Source organism: Aquimarina spinulae (assembly GCF_943373825.1).
In the GTDB taxonomy this organism is placed as follows: domain Bacteria; phylum Bacteroidota; class Bacteroidia; order Flavobacteriales; family Flavobacteriaceae; genus Aquimarina; species Aquimarina spinulae.
The window spans coordinates 3,029,755-3,047,203 of the sequence record NZ_CALSBP010000002.1 but is presented as its reverse complement, the minus strand read 5'-3'; the positions used below and the strand labels follow the sequence as shown (position 1 = coordinate 3,047,203).

Sequence of the window (17,449 nt, the reverse complement as noted above, 5' to 3'; positions counted from 1 at the left end):
TATCAGAAAAGGAGAGGCAATCATCTTATGATTCATATAGAATCCCTTCTTTTTCTCTATATAATGTTATTATAATTTTAAAAAAAAGAAACTTATGAGTAGTTCAAAAATAATAGTTATTATTGTCCTGTCACTTTGTTTATATGGCTTACAGGCACAACAGACAAAATTCAGCATACTTTCTGATGCTGATGAAACATGGGTGGATGGACGTTTCACTCAGCTTTTGCATCAAAACAAGATCAAAACCGCATCCGTAGCCATTATAAAAAAGGGTAAAATTGTGTACCTCAAAGGATATGGTCATGACCTTATCAACGGGAGATCTGTACTAGCCACAGCCTGTACCAACTATAGGATTGGTTCCATTTCAAAGTTTATAACCGCTACCGTGGCTTTTAAGCTTGTTGAAGAAGGAAAACTAAATATCGAAGACAAAATCACCAAGTATGTTCCTGAATATCCCGAAAAACAGATAAAAATCAAACATTTATTGGCTCATCTAAGTGGTATTCCTGACAATTCTTCGACTAACAGCACTTACTTTAACAACAATGATTTTTTTAACCCCATAGCAGCCATAAATCTATTCAAAAACCAAGCCCTGATTGATCCCGGATCTTACCCGTCTGACAATGAGTTTGATGGTTTTTATAGCAATTACGGATATAATCTATTAGGTGCTGTATTGGAACGAGCGGGCGAAGCTCCTTTTTCTCAATTGGTATATGAAAAAATATCAGCTCCTTTACATTTACCATTTTTAGGCCCTGAACTTAAATGGGATGAGCCTTTTTACACACACAAATACCGTTCTGTGAATGGTTTTTTACAAGGATTAACAACACCCAATGGCCAATACCTACATCATTTGCCCAGTGGAGCATTTAAGGCATCTGTTATTGATCTTGCCTTACTAGCACAGGCCATAATGAAAGACCATGTATTTGATCAAAACGGAACTTTTGACCTTATGTCTGATTTTCACTCTAGTCTTACCAATAAAGGAAACAGAAGATATGGATATGGAGTGGAAAGATTAAGAGTTAATTTTCCGAATTATGATTTCAGCTCGGTATATGGTCATAGAGGTAGCATCTCAGGAGGGGGAGGTACCATGTATTTTGTTCCTAAATACACTAAAGGCAGTAATACCTTTGAGCACAAAGATGGTATTGTAATTTTAAGTAACACCACCGGAACATATGAATCAGTAGCATTAGATATTCTTGATCAAATAGATAATATGTCTATAACTGCCTCAGTTTTTGATCCCGGTTTTGTCCCTGAAGATCCTTTTGTTCCAGCTTCCAGCTCTTTCTTTAACGGAGTAGCTAATAATTTCTTTGGGGAGCGTTTTACCAAAAGCTCTATCATTCCTGTATTTGTGGATGAAATGAATTATGTAGGGAAGAAAGTTAATCTGGGTATCGGGTTTGAGGTAACCGAAAACACAGAGTTTGAAGTTCGATTAACAAACCAGAATAAAGAGTGTCCTGACCACGATGGGCTTACCATCGGTAGATTGTCCTCAAAAAACGTTGTATCTCGTCAAACTTCAAAACAAAACATATCCATACTCCAAAACCCGGTAAATGATGTACTTACTATCACTACTTTAGAATTACCCCCAACGGCCATAAGGGTGTATAACATTTACGGGCAAAAAGTGATCGATAACAACGCTGAAAAAACAAAACATCTGATTAAGGTAGAACATCTGCCACCAGGTACATATATTATACAGCTTATAAACGGTACATCTATCCTGGAACACAAACGATTTATCAAAAAATAGTTGATATATCTCTTCTAATTAAAAACAGCCGAATAATTTATCGGCTGTTTTTTTTATGATTATCAGTTATGCTACTTCTTATTTTCTTTTTTCAGGATTTTAATATCATCAAGTAAGCGATCAATTTCTTCAGGATTGGTTCCATCATAAAAGCCCCTTATTCGTTTCTTTTTGTCTACTAACACAAAATTCTCTGTATGTACCATATCATATGCTCCACCATCTCCGTCAGATTTTGCTGCCAAATATGATTTACGAGCCAGGTCGTAGATCTGCTTTTTATCTCCCGTAACCAAATTCCATTTAGTATCATCTACCCCTTTTTCAAGCGCATATTTTTTTAACCTGGCAACACTATCTATTTTTGGAGTCACAGAATGTGATAGCAAAAGCACATCACCATCATCTATTAACTGCTCCTGCACCTCCTTCATATGTCCTGTCATGATAGGACAAATTGTTTGGCAAGTAGTAAAGAAAAAATCTGCGACATAAATCTTATCCTTATAATTTTGCTGGGTTACTTCTTCTCCATTTTGATTGGTTAATTTAAAATCTGGAATTTTATGATATTTGCGAATATACTGCACTGTACTATCTACCAATTCTGTATTCACCATATCGGGTTCATACACAGGTAAAACTCGATTGGGTTTAAGAATTGAATATATTATAGAAATAATAATAGCAGATAATACAAAAAGTACGATTGCGAAAAATTTGTATTTAGAAAAAAACTGAAGCATATTGATTTATTGTGCTTACAAAATTACGAGGATTATCACTTATAAAAAGGTCGTTTTCATTAAAAAAATCCTAAATCTACCGAACTGTATGGTAGTTTTTTTTCATATACTCTTCTAAAAGGTTACTTTTGCGTGATTTAATTTTGAACAATGACTATGAGTCCATTTTTTATAAAAGCAATACAGTTACTATTAAGTTTATCTATTCTGATCGTATTACACGAATTAGGACACTTTATTCCTGCCAAATTATTTAAAACAAGAGTAGAGAAATTCTATTTGTTTTTTGACATAAAATTCTCGCTATTTAAGAAAAAAATAGGTGAAACCGTTTATGGTATTGGTTGGCTACCTCTAGGAGGATATGTTAAAATCGCTGGTATGATAGATGAGAGTATGGATAAAGAGCAAATGGCTGGCCCGCCACAACCATGGGAGTTTCGATCTAAACCAGCCTGGCAAAGATTGATCATCATGCTAGGTGGTGTTACGGTAAACATTATCCTTGGATTCTTAATCTATATGGCAATTATATTTACCTGGGGAACCAATTATGTTGGTTTTGATGATATGCCAAACGGTTTTGCGGTAGAAGATTCTTTTAAAAAGTTAGGATTTGAAGACGGAGATCGAATTCTTGAAATAAATGGTAAGACGTTAGAAGATGTAACCCAAATCAATCACTATTTGTTTATGCGTGATGTTAAAAACATTAGCGTTTTACATCAAAGTGGAAATAAGGAAACAATCCAAGTTCCTGAAAACATAGGAACAACCATGTTTGAATCTGGGGTTTTACGACCTTTTTCTCCTATAAACAAACCAATTATAGATAGTACATATCTTGAAATAGCTGAGAAAGCCGGACTTAAAAAAGGAGATAAAATAACTGAAGTAAACGGAAAACCTATACGATATTGGCATGAGTTTAGAAAAACAATTCAAGAAAGTAAAGGCACTGCTATTGCTATAAATTATGTGAGAAACAATGAGACCAATTCTACTTCTATAACTCCAAACGAAGATGGGCTAATTGGTGTTGTAGTTAAAAATGGCTATAAGGTTCAAGAAAAAAAATATTCTTTTGGAGAAAGTATTACCAAAGGTTTTGATTTTGGATATTGGACTTTACATGATTATATAGCACAGTTTAAATATGTATTTACCAAAAAAGGAGCTAGTCAGGTAGGTGGATTTGGTGCGATCGGAAATCTTTTTCCCGATGCCTGGAACTGGAGAGCTTTTTGGGGAACCACAGCCTTTATTTCAATTATTTTGGCATTTATGAATATCCTTCCTATCCCGGCATTAGATGGTGGTCATGTAATGTTTTTATTATACGAAATTATTGCAGGTAGAAAACCCAACGATAAGTTTATGGAGTATGCACAACTTGCAGGCTTTATTCTTCTTATCGCTCTATTGTTATTTGCCAACGGTAATGATATTTACCGGGCAATTTTTGATAAATAGCGAAACCTTAAGATAAATAGAGGTTTTAAACCCTTCTATTAAGAGATAAAATTAAGTCAATAAACCATTTGGATCTGGTTTATTGACTTAATTTTTTTACCCCCTAAGTAAACAGTTTCTTTCATTTTTTAGATAACGTCTCACAATTTGAGACCAATGCTTATTAGTTTTACATCAGTTATCAATCAAAAGAGATAGCTTAAAAATAATGTATCATTAAATCAATTAAAAAATGAAAAACCTAATCGAATTAACAAGTTTAGAAGCTAAACGTATTAATGGTGGTACTGAGCCACATTCTACAAATGTATATGATGATGGAACTGGGGGTGGATGTATTCCTCCATTTTTCCCTCAATTTCCTAAACCATTTCCAGAAGGAGAGCCTATTTTATTTTAAACGATTCTTATCTGGGTTAAAAAATAAGAAGTAAGCTTCTTATTTAACAAAAATTGCGCTAAAAACCTCAACTACAAACATATAGTTGAGGTTTTTAGTAAAACAAGCATTAATAAACGAAATAATATTTACCAAATACTGAATAAATAACCTGAAAAAATCAAAAAAATCTTTTTGAGATATAAAAAATAGTATATATTTGCACTCGCAAAAAGAGAAAAACGCTCTATATTTGCAAAAATAAATTCCTCCTTAGCTCAGTTGGTTAGAGCATCTGACTGTTAATCAGAGGGTCCTTGGTTCGAGTCCAAGAGGGGGAGCAAAAGTCCAGCAGAAATGTTGGACTTTTTTGCGTTTATATAATTACAAATACGCTATGCTTACTTTTCCCTGTCTTACAAAGCGTAAAACGAGTTTGTCCTAATTATTTTTGTATAGTTTAAAGTAAAATATAGTATTTCCTAAAAAGGGGCAAACCCCTCTTGATTTAAGAAAATTTATTCCTCAATTTTACAATACCTCACAAGTCTTATTTTATTTTCTGGTTAATTGAGTTCTCAAAATTGTTTTCAGTTAATTTTTACAGAGTATATTTCAAATTACACGTAACAATGAAAGCCATTATATTAAAATCAAAGTTCTATTATATTAAAATAGCAATTCTTAGTATTTTATTTAGTAGTAGTTCCTGCATAAAAAATAATCAAAATAATGATCCTAATAACAAAGCCCCAAATCCTTTTAAATTAGTTAGTGTAAAAAACAAATCATTGAACGTAGAAAGAACTCCTGTACTAGTTTGGGAACAAGCGATTGATCCCGATGGAGATAAAATATATTATGATGTATACCTTAGTGAAGATTCTAATAATTTCCCAACAATACCAATTGCTTTCGAATTAACAAAAAATGAAGTAAAACTACCTTTACTACCTATATACACAAAAGTATTTTGGAAAGTTACAGCAAAAGATAAAAAAGGAGGAATAACCGATAGCAATATTTATTTTTTTACAACTCGAAACCTTAAAACCAACATTAATTACATTAATTCTCCAAGTGAATTTCCTGCAAGACATAGGCATAAGCTAATTAAATTTGATAATAAACTATGGATCATCGGTGGAGACATAATTCATCGTGAAGAAAAATTTCTTGAACAACCTTGTGATATATGGACTTCGACAGATGGTGAATACTGGAATAAGGTAACGACTCATATTCCTTTTAATAATTCTATAAGCATACAAGCTATAGTTTTTCGAAATAAGTTGATTGTAATAGGAGAATTTGAAGTTAATGGTATGAGAAACGTAATTCAATTTTGGTCGACTAAAGATGGGGTTAACTGGAAGTTAATTACTCCGAATATTGGTCTTTATGGAGATGATATTACCCCTCTTGTATTTCAAGATAAATTATGGGTTATTCATAATGGATATCAAAAAGTAAAAATTTGGAATAGTTCGGATGCAAAAAATTGGATTTTAAAACAAGATTCTCCTGATTTTAGTACGGATTTTAATGATTCCAATTTCCTGGTGTATAAAGATAAAATTTGGTTAATAGGAGGGTGGAAAGGCTTAACAAATGATAATGAAGTATGGAACAGTACTGATGGTATCAAGTGGGAATTAGTTACCAAAAATCCTGGTTATAAACCTCGATGGAAACATGCAACCGTTATTTATGATTACAAAATGTGGATTATTGGTGGTGAGTCTACAAATACTGAAAGGTTGTATGATATGTGGTTCTCAAGAGATGGAGTATTTTGGAAAAATGCAACAAATAATACTCCTTTTAAACATATACTTAATACTCAAGCAATAAGTCATCTGGATAAACTATATATTGTAGGAGGTGCTAGATCCAGAGTTGTTAATGATCAGACGAATCAGGTATGGGCGTTTGATTAAAAAGTACTCATGAATATAAGCTAGAGTACTATTAAAAAAAGTGATCTTTGCAGGATTCAATTTATCATTTCAAAAATCCCTTTCGAAGCCCTTAGAAACAATTAATTCCTACTATTTTGATGAGCGTAAAAACATAAAACAGAGTATTAACAAAATATTATCTTGTTAAAGAAAAACTAAATTACTAATTTTGCACTCAATTGTATTATACATATAAAATTACTTACTTTCCCCCCTCTTGGTAATGGTAATACAGTACTTCTTAAAACCACAGACCGAGAGAACATAAAATGTCTCTAAATTAAATTGCCCCTATTATCTCCATAATTGGTTTGCAGTGATGTGCTGCCATTTAAAATTATTAATTGACTATGATATATACAAAAAGTATATATCATAATGATGTGTATTATAAGATTTAGAGATCAACTATTTTAAAACTATAGTTATGAAAAAACTATTACTTATTTGTTTACTTTTTCATTTGGGGAATCAATTAATGCTTGCGCAAGCTGATTATATAAGCTGGGAGTTTAGAGGAGGAAGAATTCTCTCTAATCCTGATGGTAGTGGTTCTACACGTCCTGGACCCGAACCTGCTGGATTATATGGCCCGGGAGGAGCTACAGAAATACCTACTTCAGATGGGCGTCTTCCTTCGGCTATACTGGTAGATCTTGACAATGACAATGATCTTGATTTTATTTCTGGAAGTCAAAGAGGATCTATTCATTACTTCGAAAATACGGGTACAGCTACAGCTCCCTATTGGGTTCTGGCATCAATACCTACCTTAGATACTATAAAAATACATGCCAGTAGCTCTGCGAGAAATCAAAATAGACCGCAATTGGCAGATATTGATGATGATGGAGATCTGGATCTATTTATTGGATCTCAATATAATTATGAAGGCTTAACAAATGATGATATTCGATTTTATAGGAATATTGGCACTCCAGAAGTACCGGTATTTGAATATGCTCCAGATTGTTTACCTGGGCTTCTGGATCAAGATATCGCAGAATTTCCAGGTTTAGGGTTTGTAGATCTTGATAATGACACAGATCTCGACTTAGTAGCATTGGGAGGTGATAAGCTAACATACTATAAAAATATAGGCACCAAAGAAAATCCTAATTTTGAATTACAATCTGAAGCGGATAGTCCTTGGGATGATGAAAGTGCATATACCAATATGGATGTACCCATACCTGTATTTGAAGATTTTGACAAAGATGGGGATTATGATATGTATTTTATGATTGACACTGGTTTTGTGAGATGGATCGAAAATATTGGAACAGTAACAAGCCCTCATTTTGCAGCTCCTCAACTTGACATGGATGGAGAATTAACTAATGCCGATATAGGGGATTTTCCTACTGTCGATTTTGGCGATGTAAATGGAGATGGTTTAAAAGATGCTATTTTAGCAAATTTTAATGCTCCTAGATTTGCCTGGTTTAGACAAGTTCCTGTTTGTATTGCTCCCACCATATCAACCGTAACAGCCACACCTGTGCTTTGTGAAGGAGAAACCTCTACCATAACTATTACTGGCAATCTAAATATTGCTTCGACATGGTCGATATATACTGATTCTTATGGAGGCACCTTAGTAGGCACAACAAAAACTAATACATCGACCTTTGAAGTTACACCTACTGCACCAAGCACTACCTATTATATACGAGGAGAAGATGGAGACATATCTTGTATTGATGAAACAACCGCAACCGGTATGACTATTACAATTACGGTTAACGCAATAGATGACCCAAGTTTTAACTATGACATGACCAACTATTGTAAAGATGACGTTAATCCAACACCAACAATTACAGGATTAGTGGGTGGAGTATTCTCTAGCACATCAGGATTAAGCATTGATCCCAATACCGGGACAATCAATATTGCCGCCAGCACAACAGGATCTCACACTATAACCTATACAACTACGGGAGTCTGTCCCAATTCTAATGATGTTGTTGTAGGTATTATCGAATTGGACGACCCAAGTTTTAACTATAGCTCAAGTAATTATTGCAAAGAAGACGCCAACCCTACCCCCTCGATTTCAGGATTGGCTGGAGGAGTATTTTCCAGTACAGCAGGATTAAGCATTGATCCTAACACCGGGACAATCGACATTGCTACCAGCACAACAGGATCATACACCATAACGTATACAACTACGGGAACCTGTCCCAATTCTAGTGATATAGTCGTAGATATTACTCAATTAGATGATTCTGGTTTCAGTTTTGATGATTTGACCTATTGTCCTGATGCAAATAATCCCACACCAACAATAACAGGGGTAACAGGAGGAACATTTAGTTCAACATCGGGATTAAGTATTAATGAAATTTCCGGAGAAATTGATATCCAGAAATCTATCCCTGGAACCCATACCGTAACCTATACCACATTAGGCACATGTGCTACCTCTAACATGGTAGACATAACCATAAACGTATTACCAGATGTAACAATAACAAATAATTCACTAACCTATACAGCCATTCAAACAGATGCAACATATCAGTGGATTAATTGTGAAATAAACCAACCTATCTCTGGAGAAATAAATCAATCATTTACTGCATCTGAAAATGGCTCATATGCTGTTGATATTACACTTAATGGCTGTACAACCAGATCCTCTTGTATTGTATTAGACACTATTCAACAAGAAGAAACAATATCCACCTTTAAATTATACCCTAATCCAACAGATGGAGTTGTAAATCTCACCATTACCGTAAAAAAAGTTTCTGTATATAATTACTATGGAAGAAAAGTGTTCGAAACATCAGATTCTAGCTTCGATATATCATCTCTTCAACCTGGAGTATATTTTATGGAAGTTGAAACGAGCAAAGGAAGAACTATAAAAAAGATTGTACGTCGATAATAAATTGTTAGAAAAAGTATCCTCAAAACACATTTTATTAAAAACCTTTCGTTGACCGAAAGGTTTTTAACTTTTTTAAGGTAGGGTTTATTTATCTTAGAACGAACTACTTTCATGAATTACATACTCCCTTATTCTACTTTTTCTTTTATGTTTTCCAATAAATAGATTAAAATTAATTCCTAATTCTCCAAAAGGAATCAAATTATTAGTGCTATATACTTTAACTGTATACACTCATTATTACTATCCTTAAAAAAATAGTCAATCTACTTTTTCATCAATCAAATAATCCTCTCATAATCTCACGAAGTAGCCCCGTTCTAACAAGAAAAATTAATAATCCAATTAAAAAGATTAACATTCTCCATACTACATTTCCAACAAACCTCCCTATTGCTATCCCAATTATCGCTAGAATTATAGCCATAATAAAACTTGATTCCTCACCACTAATTCCGATTCCAAATCCTAAAATACCTCCTACAACCGCAAAAATTTGAACTAAAGACTCCCCGCCTGAATTTTCTGTATTCATCTTTAAAATAATTTAAAAAATTAATAAATAACCTGTGTATATTCGATTTTGATTTGGGGATAATTCCAATAATTATTTAAAAACTTATCTGTATGTTTTTACATATTTTATAAGTACATGATTATAATTTCCAATTAAAATCCCTTAGAAAATTATTTATAGTATACTTCCCTTTTATTTTCTTGATATACGATTTTGCTCGTGTACCAGCATCATCTACATTAATGATTGTATATTTTCCGTACTCATCCATTGAAATATAGAAGTTATCTGCATTGTAGCTTGGATGTTTAATTTTTGTCCCTGCATATACCGGATTATACCCCTTTAACCTTATACCATACTGTGTGTTTTCTATTGCCATAGTTTGCTCAATCATTGTAGTTCTTTTATCATAATACCTAACACGCATTTTACCTGTTCCATTATCAAAAATCACCAGAGCACATCGATATTGAGTTAAACCAGCAGTAAACTTGACCTCAAAGACTTCCTGACCTTGAAGTGTTAATGGTAATAAAAGTGCTAAAAACAGAATTTTAATGTATTTCATGATGTCCACTTTTGAATTCGATGAATGCTTCCCGTATGAATTATTATCTATAACTCAAAAGTAAAGTGATTAAAAATCAATAGCTTGCGACAAACCGCAATCCATCATTTTTATGGTACATTTAATTCAGATAGATACCCATTAGGGTTTGTAAATTAGAAGTTGCTGTTTTAGTTTAAAACTCAAATTGCGTTTTCATCACGTTAGAGTTTCAGAAAGAAGTTTTAAGAAACTACAATTAAATCAAGCCAACATCTTTGGCAATTCCTATAAGTTGAGGAAGTGTTTTTGCATCAAAAAGTTCTTTCAGTTTTTGTAAACGAAACTCAATATTTCTTTTACTACCAGAAGACAAATTATGTTTATTAAAATAATCCGATATTTGTTGTTGTGTCAAACCTTTGGCTATTAATTTCAAGATTAAAGTATCTGTTTTTTTTATTTCTGAAATGTTGTCAGATCTTCGAAGTAATTTCATAATATCATCAGAATAATAATTTTTACCCTGGAGAATGGCCTTGATAGCCTTAACCATATCTTCTGTACCCTGCCTACCCTTTGAAACGTAAGCATTAATTTTTTGATTATCGACAAGTTCTCTTATTTTCCCAATACGATTTTCTACAGAAAAAACGACAACCTTAAGATCTGGTTGAATTTTTTTAACCTGTTTAATAAGTTCATCTCCAGAGCTAATTTTTCTCAATTTATGATCTTCTTTAAAAGAGAGATCGGTAATTAAGAGATCAAATGGAATGTTTTTCTGTCTGGAAGACCTTAGTTTAAGCAAAGCATTATCACAATAATTAACAATTTCTATTTCCTGAATATAAAACTCTTTTAATGTGTTTTGCAATCCTATACTAATACTTTGTTGATCTTCGGAGATAAGGACTTTTTTAAACATACAATAAAAATTATCTTTGAAACATAATGGTCGCTATAAACCCCTCGTCTGGGCTAGTCTCAAAGATAAACTCCCCTTTTATATTTTCAATGCGATTTTCCGCATTAGCTAATCCATTAACATTTAGGCTCTTTTTAATGGCTCCTATACCATTGTCTTTGTAGGTAACAATTCTATGCTTTCCTGTATCTTTTACCATTAATGTTGTTTTGTTAGCTTTGCTATGTTTTATTGTATTAATAAAAAGTTCCTGAATCACTCTAAACACTGCTATTTTTTTATAATCAGGAACAGTGGACCAATCTGTCTCTGACACATTAGTAATAACAATCATATTTTGGTTATTGTATTGCTGTATTAAATTTTTTAATTCTTTTTGAAAATTAACAACATCAATACTTGTCATCTCTGTTGATATATCTCTTGCTCTTAGATAGATATTTTGCAATCTATCTCCTATACTTTTTCGTATTGAAAAAGTAGAAATATCTTGAGTATTTTCTATAAAATTGGTAATACTAGATATATCATTTGCCAATTCATCATGAACCTTTTTTGAAATCCTTCTTTCAGTATTATAAACTTTTGTTTCTGTATCTTTTCTGTGTTTCTGCATCAAATAATACAACACAAAAACAATAATCAATACAAGTACAACTCCTATTAAAAGATAAATTATCTTTTGAGTCCTATGAAAAGAAACTTCTAATTCCTGTTTAGCAGTAAGATCTTTTAATCTATGAATCTCTTCTACCTTTAGCTGATCATCGTACCTGATCTTAGCAAATTGAGTCTTGACCTGTAATTCTTGTTTCTGAAGACTATCAGTAAGTTGGATATATCTTGTTTTAATATTGAGGTTCTCAGATTGCATTTTCATTAAAAAATTTAAAGCTTCTAATTCTCCTTTTGGGTTTTTAATGCTTTTAGAAATTTTCATCATTTTATCGAACCATTTTAAAGATTTTTCTCTGTCTTTTTGAGAAAAATATTCTCCCAAATGCTTATAACTTGCAATTAATCCTCGTTTATCATTTTCTTGAGTTCTTATACGTAATGCGCTTAAAAATTCTTTTTCGATATCTAAGGTATCCTTAAGCCATCTGGCATAAGCATAATTATCTATCAACCTGGCTTTTTGTTTTGGTGAAATATGCAATAAAGAATCACTCAAAATATTTTTAAATAATTCAATTGCTTTTTTATACTTTTTATTCTTAATATATACTATTGAAAGATTGTTTTTATATACTAATCTATCCATATTAGATTTTGTATTTGCAATAGCTTTTTCATAATATTTTATTGCATCTTCATTATTCAACAGGTTCTTATTACTTATGGCCAAAACATTATATGCCGAAGCAATATATTTTGCATCTTTATCTGGTAACAAATACCGCAATGCATCTGTAATTGTTTCTTTACTTCCAAAAAAATCACTATTGCTTTGTTGTACATAAGCCATATTCAATAAACGCCTACCTATCTGGCTACTATCTTTTATTGCCAGAAAATTATTTTTTGATTTGTTATAATAATAGTACGCGCTATCAGAATAAAATTTAATTTTATCAAAATAATATGCTTTTAAATAATACCCTTTACCTTCGTAATAAATATCTTTAGTTGCATTAGTCTTATCTAATAATAAGGCATTGTAATGCTTTAAACTATCTATCTGTTTTAGGGAATAATGAATAACACTTTTTTGATATAAAACCTTGTGATAAACAGCATCTTCATCATCTATACCAAAGCGCTTATATGCGCTGTTTATAGCCTGATATCTAATGTTTAGGTCTTTGGTTTTGTCTTTCGAAAGGTCATAATAATATGCTATACTATCCAAAGGTTTCTCTTTTTCAGAAAAAGTAATAAGATGTTCTTTATTACAAGCACAAAATAGAATGATTAACACAACTACTAAAGTTTTAGTATGCATATTTTCAATAGTTTAAGAATTAAAATTAAAAAAAAAGCCACACTTTCCTGTTCCTTTTTGATTTATCATTTTGTCCCGTCCTAAAATAAGTTGACACAAAATCGACTTATTTATGAAACATCCAGAAACCTTGAAGAAGAAATGTACTCAACGGGATTATAATTTGGGCTTTAAATTAGCAGTTATAGATCAGGTAGAAAAGGCGATACAACCTATTTGACTATTTACGTTCGGAGTCTGTTTTGATCAAGCCTAGAAACAATTACACTAAAACAACAAATTCTAAACATTAGTTAAGAAAACACCTAACTCTATATACAACAAAAAACCTGTGAAGCTAGCTTCACAGGTGTGATTTTAGTATTTAAAATCTGTCAATCTTTTAGGACGACTTATTCATCGTCATCAGGTTGCTCTTCTACAATTCCTTCTTCAGTGGTAGCTGTTTCATAATCACAAATATCATCTGTAAAGTCATTTTTTTCTTCACAAGAAATAAAGATTAACCCTAAAAACAAGCAAATCGTTATACATTTTATTATATTCTTTATATTTTTCATTTTATTAATTTTTTTGATTAAACATTATGGTTCTCCTTACCGAATCTTTATGAGGATTCGGGCAGTCTGATAAAATCAAAGCGCTTTGATAGTTTTTGAGAAGAATGAAGTTTTGATAAGGGTGGAAATATCTTCTTCTCTTAAGTTATTTTCAACCTATTAAACTTCACAAGTAGTTTTCTAGAATCAACTACGATACAAAGGTGAAAAACATAATCGGTCGATAACATTGGTCGATTATCGGCCGACGACTATTTAAAAAATTATTGAAAAATATTCTTAATTGACCTGTTATTAGGCTACAGTAAACTCTTTTAATTTTTAACTTTTCTATAAAAAATATTGATTTACATCATCAGATGGAGAAAATCACACATCATGTCTATTGTATCATTCTAACAGCCACTTATTTTTGATCATTGCGGTTTTCCGCAAAAGCGATTTCCTAACTTTTAATACTTTCACTTCACTTTATACAGAGTATTCTTTAAGAAATATTTTTAACTCATTAAAATGGCTAAATCCTTATCAGAATCACAGTTTGATGTATTTGTATATTTTTTTGATACTATTGCAAAAAAACATACTCCAAATAAGTCTTTTAAAGATTATATAGAACGTGATATTAATAGACTTATAGAGCGACTGCAAGAAAAAACAAAAGAAAAAATTGGCCGAACTACTATAGTTAATTATAGAGATCGATATAATAAAAAAGAAGGAGAAAAATTCACCTACTTAAAATCTTATCTAGATATTTTGGCACAGTATATTGATTATTCTTCTTACGAAAACTTCATTAAAGAAAATAAAGCATTCTGGGGCCTTGAGAAATATCGAGCAGAAGAGCTTATACTTAGTAAAGGAAACAAAAAGAAACACCAATCCAGTACAGATGAAAAGAGACATTATAAAAAGCTATCATATAAAAAACTATCTAATTTAACACCAAAAGAAATTGTCAAGTATACCCAATCCTTTTTAGCACAAACAAAATCAGAATCTTCTAATGACAAAACTCTTTTCTGGTTAGGAGTTCTGTTACTTTCCCAAAATCAATATGAAGAATCTATAATGTATATAAAAGAGTCTATTAAGATCAATCCAATCGATGACGAATATCATTATAATTTGGCCTTGGCAATGTTTAAAGGCAAGAGGCCTTTTAGACTAAAAATGAATGAAATCAAAGAAATACAAACTTCTCTAAAAACGGCAATACGCATAAATAATAAGAAAGAAAAATATCATTGTCTAAAACACCTTATTACTCAAGATTATTTTAGACGAAGCGGACTTGATGATCCAGACAATTCTTCTAATAATTTACCAATGATAACAAAAGAAGAACCTTATGAGCTGGAGCGCTTATTTTCTACACTAGGAGGGCTATCAAAAGACAATTATTTTAAAAATTAAAAAACCAACATAAATAATCTTCACATGACTTCAAACGGAAAAAAAATTAAACAATATTTCTCAAAATCTATTTTAACCTCTAAGATCTCGGATAATGAGTTTGATACTCTTCTCAACCAATCAATCAGTAAATTATTCGACAGAGCGTTGACCAAAACACTTTTAGATAAAAATGATTGTTTAAGAACTCCGCGTCGCATTACAGGACCAAAAATGTATGATATTGGCGGAGCCGAATTTAAATTAAAAAAAGGTAAAGACAATTTTATCAGATATATCCCTATAGGAGTGACAATCATCAACTTTACACAACACGAAATCGTATTTTATCAATGTGTATTTGATCCTATAACAGAAAATCCCTTAAATGAATCTACCTCATCTTATTTTTATACAGATGTGGTTTCTATAGAAACCAAATCAGAATCAATAACTCACGAAAAATTTACTTTTGGTGAGAAAGTTGTAAATGAAATCCCACTTATAGGAAAACTAATCAATAATGGTACAATTCATCAATATAATGTTTCTGAAAAATTCATATTAACAACCTCGGGTAGTTCTAGGATAGAGGTCAGGCTTTCTGAAAATGTTATGATCGAAGAGGTAGGAGGAGAATTTAGTACATCAGACGCAGATAATGCTATACGTAGTATTAGACAAATGTTACGAGATAAAAAGAGATGATTCTTATAGATACATAATGACCATAAATAGGGTTTAAGTGAATCTTTTTAACGATATTTTGCTTTTACCTTACTCACAAACTCTGGTGATAAACCTAAATAAGAAGCGATCATATACTGGGGAACTCTTTGTGAAAACTTCGGATTGCTTAACACAAATTGTTTATATAGATGCTCTCCAGAAAGACTACGAGTATACTTGGTTTTATTGATATGGGCAATATGGGTTTTTTCGGTGATTATCCTAAACAATCTATCAATTTTAGGAAGTTTAGCAGATAGTTCTTCAAAACAATCTTGATGTAGCTCTAATATTACTGAATCTTCAATAGTTTGAATAAAATTTTCTGAAGGCCTTTGATTAATTAAACTATTATAATTTGTAAACCACCATTCATCAATACCAAAATCAAGAATTCGCTCGACTCCTTTTTCATCAATATAATATGATCGTACACATCCTTTTACAATAAAATATCTTGCTTTACAGACTTTCCCTTCTTCTAACACATACTCTTTCTTTTTGAATTTCTTCATTTTAAGATAATGATAAAATAGTTCCATTTCTTCATCAGAAATATCAATATAATTCCTGGTATACTCAGCCAGATTAGTAATCATAGTTTTCTACATTATACGTTCTTCAAAAGGTGTCATTTTTGGTGCATTAACAAGAAAAGAAGAAAGTTCTATTTTCATTCACAAAGTTAATATTATCTCACCTATTTTCTTCTTTACAGAACTACTATTTTACCTACCCAATCCCCAAAAGAACTCTTAACAGATTTGCAAACACTCTAAAAAACATTCAACAAAAAAGACTGCCCGAAAAGACAGTCTTATAAATTTCAAAGAATCATACTTAGTACAACATAATCTTTAGTACGGCATACAAGTCCCATAACCACCATATGGAGATATAGAGCAATACCAATCCCATTCCCCAATTGCTTGGAAGCAATCCCTTCTGGTTCTACATCCAACAGGATGTTGTATCCCTCCATTAATAGTTTCTTGTTGTTTTTTGTTTAATTGCTGAACATCTTTTAAATTTAGAATTTTTGATAACATAATTTATTAGATTTAAATTGAATTATAAAACTTACCTACTCTATCAAAAGGTTTTCGGTATCCCCTTTGTCAAAATCTTATTATTAACAATACTTTGACTTTTACTCTAAGGTATACTCTAACAAAGAGAGAAAAAAACATAACTCCCGTATATTAGATAAAATGAGGAGCAATAAAACACTCGCAACAACCTATAAAACCTAAAAAATTTGGACTAGTTAAAAAAGTAAATCTAAAATACGTCACGCCCGCTTTGACAATTGCAAAGACTCTCATGAGTTCCTGTATCTTCATCTGTAACATAACACTCTCCACCTTTTACCATTCTCATTGTGCTAAGATTAATTCTGGTAATGGTAATTTTTTTAAGGCTGATCCTTTTGTTTTGATGTTTTTTCATAATTATATTAGTTTAATATTTATAAAATAATATACTTTCTATATAACGTGAATCATAATTTGTTAACCGCATTTTAAATAAATTGCGGTACGATTCAGAAGTTACTTATCTATG

Annotated in this window: 16 protein-coding genes and 1 tRNA gene; 8 read left to right on the top strand and 9 right to left on the bottom strand. The window is 31.6% G+C overall.

Features of this window, described 5'->3' with window-relative positions:
* Positions 1-94: 94 nt before the first annotated feature.
* A complete protein-coding gene (locus NNH57_RS18915; RefSeq protein ID WP_074405588.1) occupies positions 95-1,798 on the top strand; it encodes a serine hydrolase in 1,704 nt (567 codons plus the stop codon).
* A 71-nt stretch (positions 1,799-1,869) separates the two neighbouring features.
* Here the strand turns inward: NNH57_RS18915 and NNH57_RS18910 are convergent, their stop codons facing one another.
* Positions 1,870-2,544, bottom strand: coding sequence for an SCO family protein (locus tag NNH57_RS18910; RefSeq protein ID WP_108808050.1), 675 nt, complete (start codon positions 2,542-2,544; stop codon positions 1,870-1,872).
* Between the two features lie 156 nt (positions 2,545-2,700).
* On the opposite strand from NNH57_RS18910, the gene rseP reads away from it, so the two are divergent.
* From rseP to NNH57_RS18885, 5 genes are all read left to right on the top strand, one after another.
* Positions 2,701-4,017: an RIP metalloprotease RseP gene (rseP, locus tag NNH57_RS18905; RefSeq protein ID WP_074405590.1), complete on the top strand. Its 1,317-nt coding sequence runs from the start codon at positions 2,701-2,703 to the stop codon at positions 4,015-4,017.
* 232 nt (positions 4,018-4,249) lie between these two features.
* Positions 4,250-4,417 carry a hypothetical protein gene (locus NNH57_RS18900; RefSeq protein ID WP_159099235.1) on the top strand — a complete coding sequence of 56 codons (168 nt, stop codon included), beginning with the start codon at positions 4,250-4,252 and terminating at the stop codon, positions 4,415-4,417.
* A 246-nt stretch (positions 4,418-4,663) separates the two neighbouring features.
* A tRNA-Asn gene (locus NNH57_RS18895) sits at positions 4,664-4,737 on the top strand.
* A gap of 291 nt (positions 4,738-5,028) precedes the next feature.
* Positions 5,029-6,336, top strand: coding sequence for a Kelch repeat-containing protein (locus NNH57_RS18890; RefSeq protein WP_108808051.1), 1,308 nt, complete (start codon positions 5,029-5,031; stop codon positions 6,334-6,336).
* A gap of 448 nt (positions 6,337-6,784) precedes the next feature.
* Positions 6,785-9,256: a T9SS type A sorting domain-containing protein gene (locus tag NNH57_RS18885; RefSeq protein ID WP_108808052.1), complete on the top strand. Its 2,472-nt coding sequence runs from the start codon at positions 6,785-6,787 to the stop codon at positions 9,254-9,256.
* Between the two features lie 280 nt (positions 9,257-9,536).
* On the opposite strand, the gene NNH57_RS18880 is transcribed toward NNH57_RS18885, so the two are convergent.
* The 5 genes from NNH57_RS18880 to NNH57_RS18860 form a co-directional block, all read right to left on the bottom strand.
* Positions 9,537-9,794 carry a hypothetical protein gene (locus tag NNH57_RS18880; protein ID WP_108808053.1) on the bottom strand — a complete coding sequence of 86 codons (258 nt, stop codon included), beginning with the start codon at positions 9,792-9,794 and terminating at the stop codon, positions 9,537-9,539.
* Positions 9,795-9,915: 121 nt separating this feature from the next.
* A complete protein-coding gene (locus tag NNH57_RS18875; RefSeq protein ID WP_108808054.1) occupies positions 9,916-10,347 on the bottom strand; it encodes a hypothetical protein in 432 nt (143 codons plus the stop codon).
* A gap of 238 nt (positions 10,348-10,585) precedes the next feature.
* On the bottom strand, positions 10,586-11,254 hold the full coding sequence (locus NNH57_RS18870) for a response regulator transcription factor (RefSeq protein WP_108808055.1): 669 nt from the start codon (positions 11,252-11,254) through the stop codon (positions 10,586-10,588).
* Between the two features lie 10 nt (positions 11,255-11,264).
* Complete coding sequence (locus NNH57_RS18865; protein WP_108808056.1) at positions 11,265-13,199, bottom strand: ATP-binding protein; 1,935 nt, start codon at positions 13,197-13,199, stop codon at positions 11,265-11,267.
* A 392-nt stretch (positions 13,200-13,591) separates the two neighbouring features.
* Positions 13,592-13,759 carry a hypothetical protein gene (locus NNH57_RS18860; protein WP_159099236.1) on the bottom strand — a complete coding sequence of 56 codons (168 nt, stop codon included), beginning with the start codon at positions 13,757-13,759 and terminating at the stop codon, positions 13,592-13,594.
* 513 nt (positions 13,760-14,272) lie between these two features.
* Here NNH57_RS18860 and NNH57_RS18855 point away from each other — a divergent pair.
* Together NNH57_RS18855 and NNH57_RS18850 are read left to right on the top strand one after the other, a co-directional pair.
* Positions 14,273-15,178, top strand: coding sequence for a tetratricopeptide repeat protein (locus NNH57_RS18855; protein WP_108808057.1), 906 nt, complete (start codon positions 14,273-14,275; stop codon positions 15,176-15,178).
* 24 nt (positions 15,179-15,202) lie between these two features.
* The gene (locus NNH57_RS18850) at positions 15,203-15,865 is read left to right on the top strand and encodes a hypothetical protein (RefSeq protein ID WP_108808058.1); all 663 of its coding nucleotides are present in this window, start codon (positions 15,203-15,205) and stop codon (positions 15,863-15,865) included.
* A 47-nt stretch (positions 15,866-15,912) separates the two neighbouring features.
* On the opposite strand, the gene NNH57_RS18845 is transcribed toward NNH57_RS18850, so the two are convergent.
* The 3 genes from NNH57_RS18845 to NNH57_RS18835 form a co-directional block, all read right to left on the bottom strand.
* The gene (locus tag NNH57_RS18845) at positions 15,913-16,485 is read right to left on the bottom strand and encodes a Crp/Fnr family transcriptional regulator (RefSeq protein ID WP_108808059.1); all 573 of its coding nucleotides are present in this window, start codon (positions 16,483-16,485) and stop codon (positions 15,913-15,915) included.
* 258 nt (positions 16,486-16,743) lie between these two features.
* Positions 16,744-16,935, bottom strand: coding sequence for a hypothetical protein (locus NNH57_RS18840; protein ID WP_074405594.1), 192 nt, complete (start codon positions 16,933-16,935; stop codon positions 16,744-16,746).
* A gap of 232 nt (positions 16,936-17,167) precedes the next feature.
* Complete coding sequence (locus tag NNH57_RS18835; RefSeq protein ID WP_159099237.1) at positions 17,168-17,335, bottom strand: class I lanthipeptide; 168 nt, start codon at positions 17,333-17,335, stop codon at positions 17,168-17,170.
* Positions 17,336-17,449 lie beyond the last annotated feature (114 nt).

Bases quoted from the DNA above. Each gene is read 5' to 3' on its own strand.
- NNH57_RS18850 (WP_108808058.1), top strand. From the start codon at position 15,203: ATGACTTCAAACGGAAAAAAAATTAAACAATATTTCTCAAAATCTATT.
- NNH57_RS18860 (WP_159099236.1), bottom strand. From the start codon at position 13,759: ATGAAAAATATAAAGAATATAATAAAATGTATAACGATTTGCTTGTTT.
- NNH57_RS18910 (WP_108808050.1), bottom strand. From the start codon at position 2,544: ATGCTTCAGTTTTTTTCTAAATACAAATTTTTCGCAATCGTACTTTTT.
- NNH57_RS18885 (WP_108808052.1), top strand. From the start codon at position 6,785: ATGAAAAAACTATTACTTATTTGTTTACTTTTTCATTTGGGGAATCAA.
- NNH57_RS18835 (WP_159099237.1), bottom strand. From the start codon at position 17,335: ATGAAAAAACATCAAAACAAAAGGATCAGCCTTAAAAAAATTACCATT.
- rseP (WP_074405590.1), top strand. From the start codon at position 2,701: ATGAGTCCATTTTTTATAAAAGCAATACAGTTACTATTAAGTTTATCT.
- NNH57_RS18890 (WP_108808051.1), top strand. From the start codon at position 5,029: ATGAAAGCCATTATATTAAAATCAAAGTTCTATTATATTAAAATAGCA.
- NNH57_RS18870 (WP_108808055.1), bottom strand. From the start codon at position 11,254: ATGTTTAAAAAAGTCCTTATCTCCGAAGATCAACAAAGTATTAGTATA.
- NNH57_RS18915 (WP_074405588.1), top strand. From the start codon at position 95: ATGAGTAGTTCAAAAATAATAGTTATTATTGTCCTGTCACTTTGTTTA.
- NNH57_RS18900 (WP_159099235.1), top strand. From the start codon at position 4,250: ATGAAAAACCTAATCGAATTAACAAGTTTAGAAGCTAAACGTATTAAT.
- NNH57_RS18875 (WP_108808054.1), bottom strand. From the start codon at position 10,347: ATGAAATACATTAAAATTCTGTTTTTAGCACTTTTATTACCATTAACA.
- NNH57_RS18855 (WP_108808057.1), top strand. From the start codon at position 14,273: ATGGCTAAATCCTTATCAGAATCACAGTTTGATGTATTTGTATATTTT.
- NNH57_RS18865 (WP_108808056.1), bottom strand. From the start codon at position 13,199: ATGCATACTAAAACTTTAGTAGTTGTGTTAATCATTCTATTTTGTGCT.
- NNH57_RS18880 (WP_108808053.1), bottom strand. From the start codon at position 9,794: ATGAATACAGAAAATTCAGGCGGGGAGTCTTTAGTTCAAATTTTTGCG.
- NNH57_RS18840 (WP_074405594.1), bottom strand. From the start codon at position 16,935: ATGTTATCAAAAATTCTAAATTTAAAAGATGTTCAGCAATTAAACAAA.
- NNH57_RS18845 (WP_108808059.1), bottom strand. From the start codon at position 16,485: ATGATTACTAATCTGGCTGAGTATACCAGGAATTATATTGATATTTCT.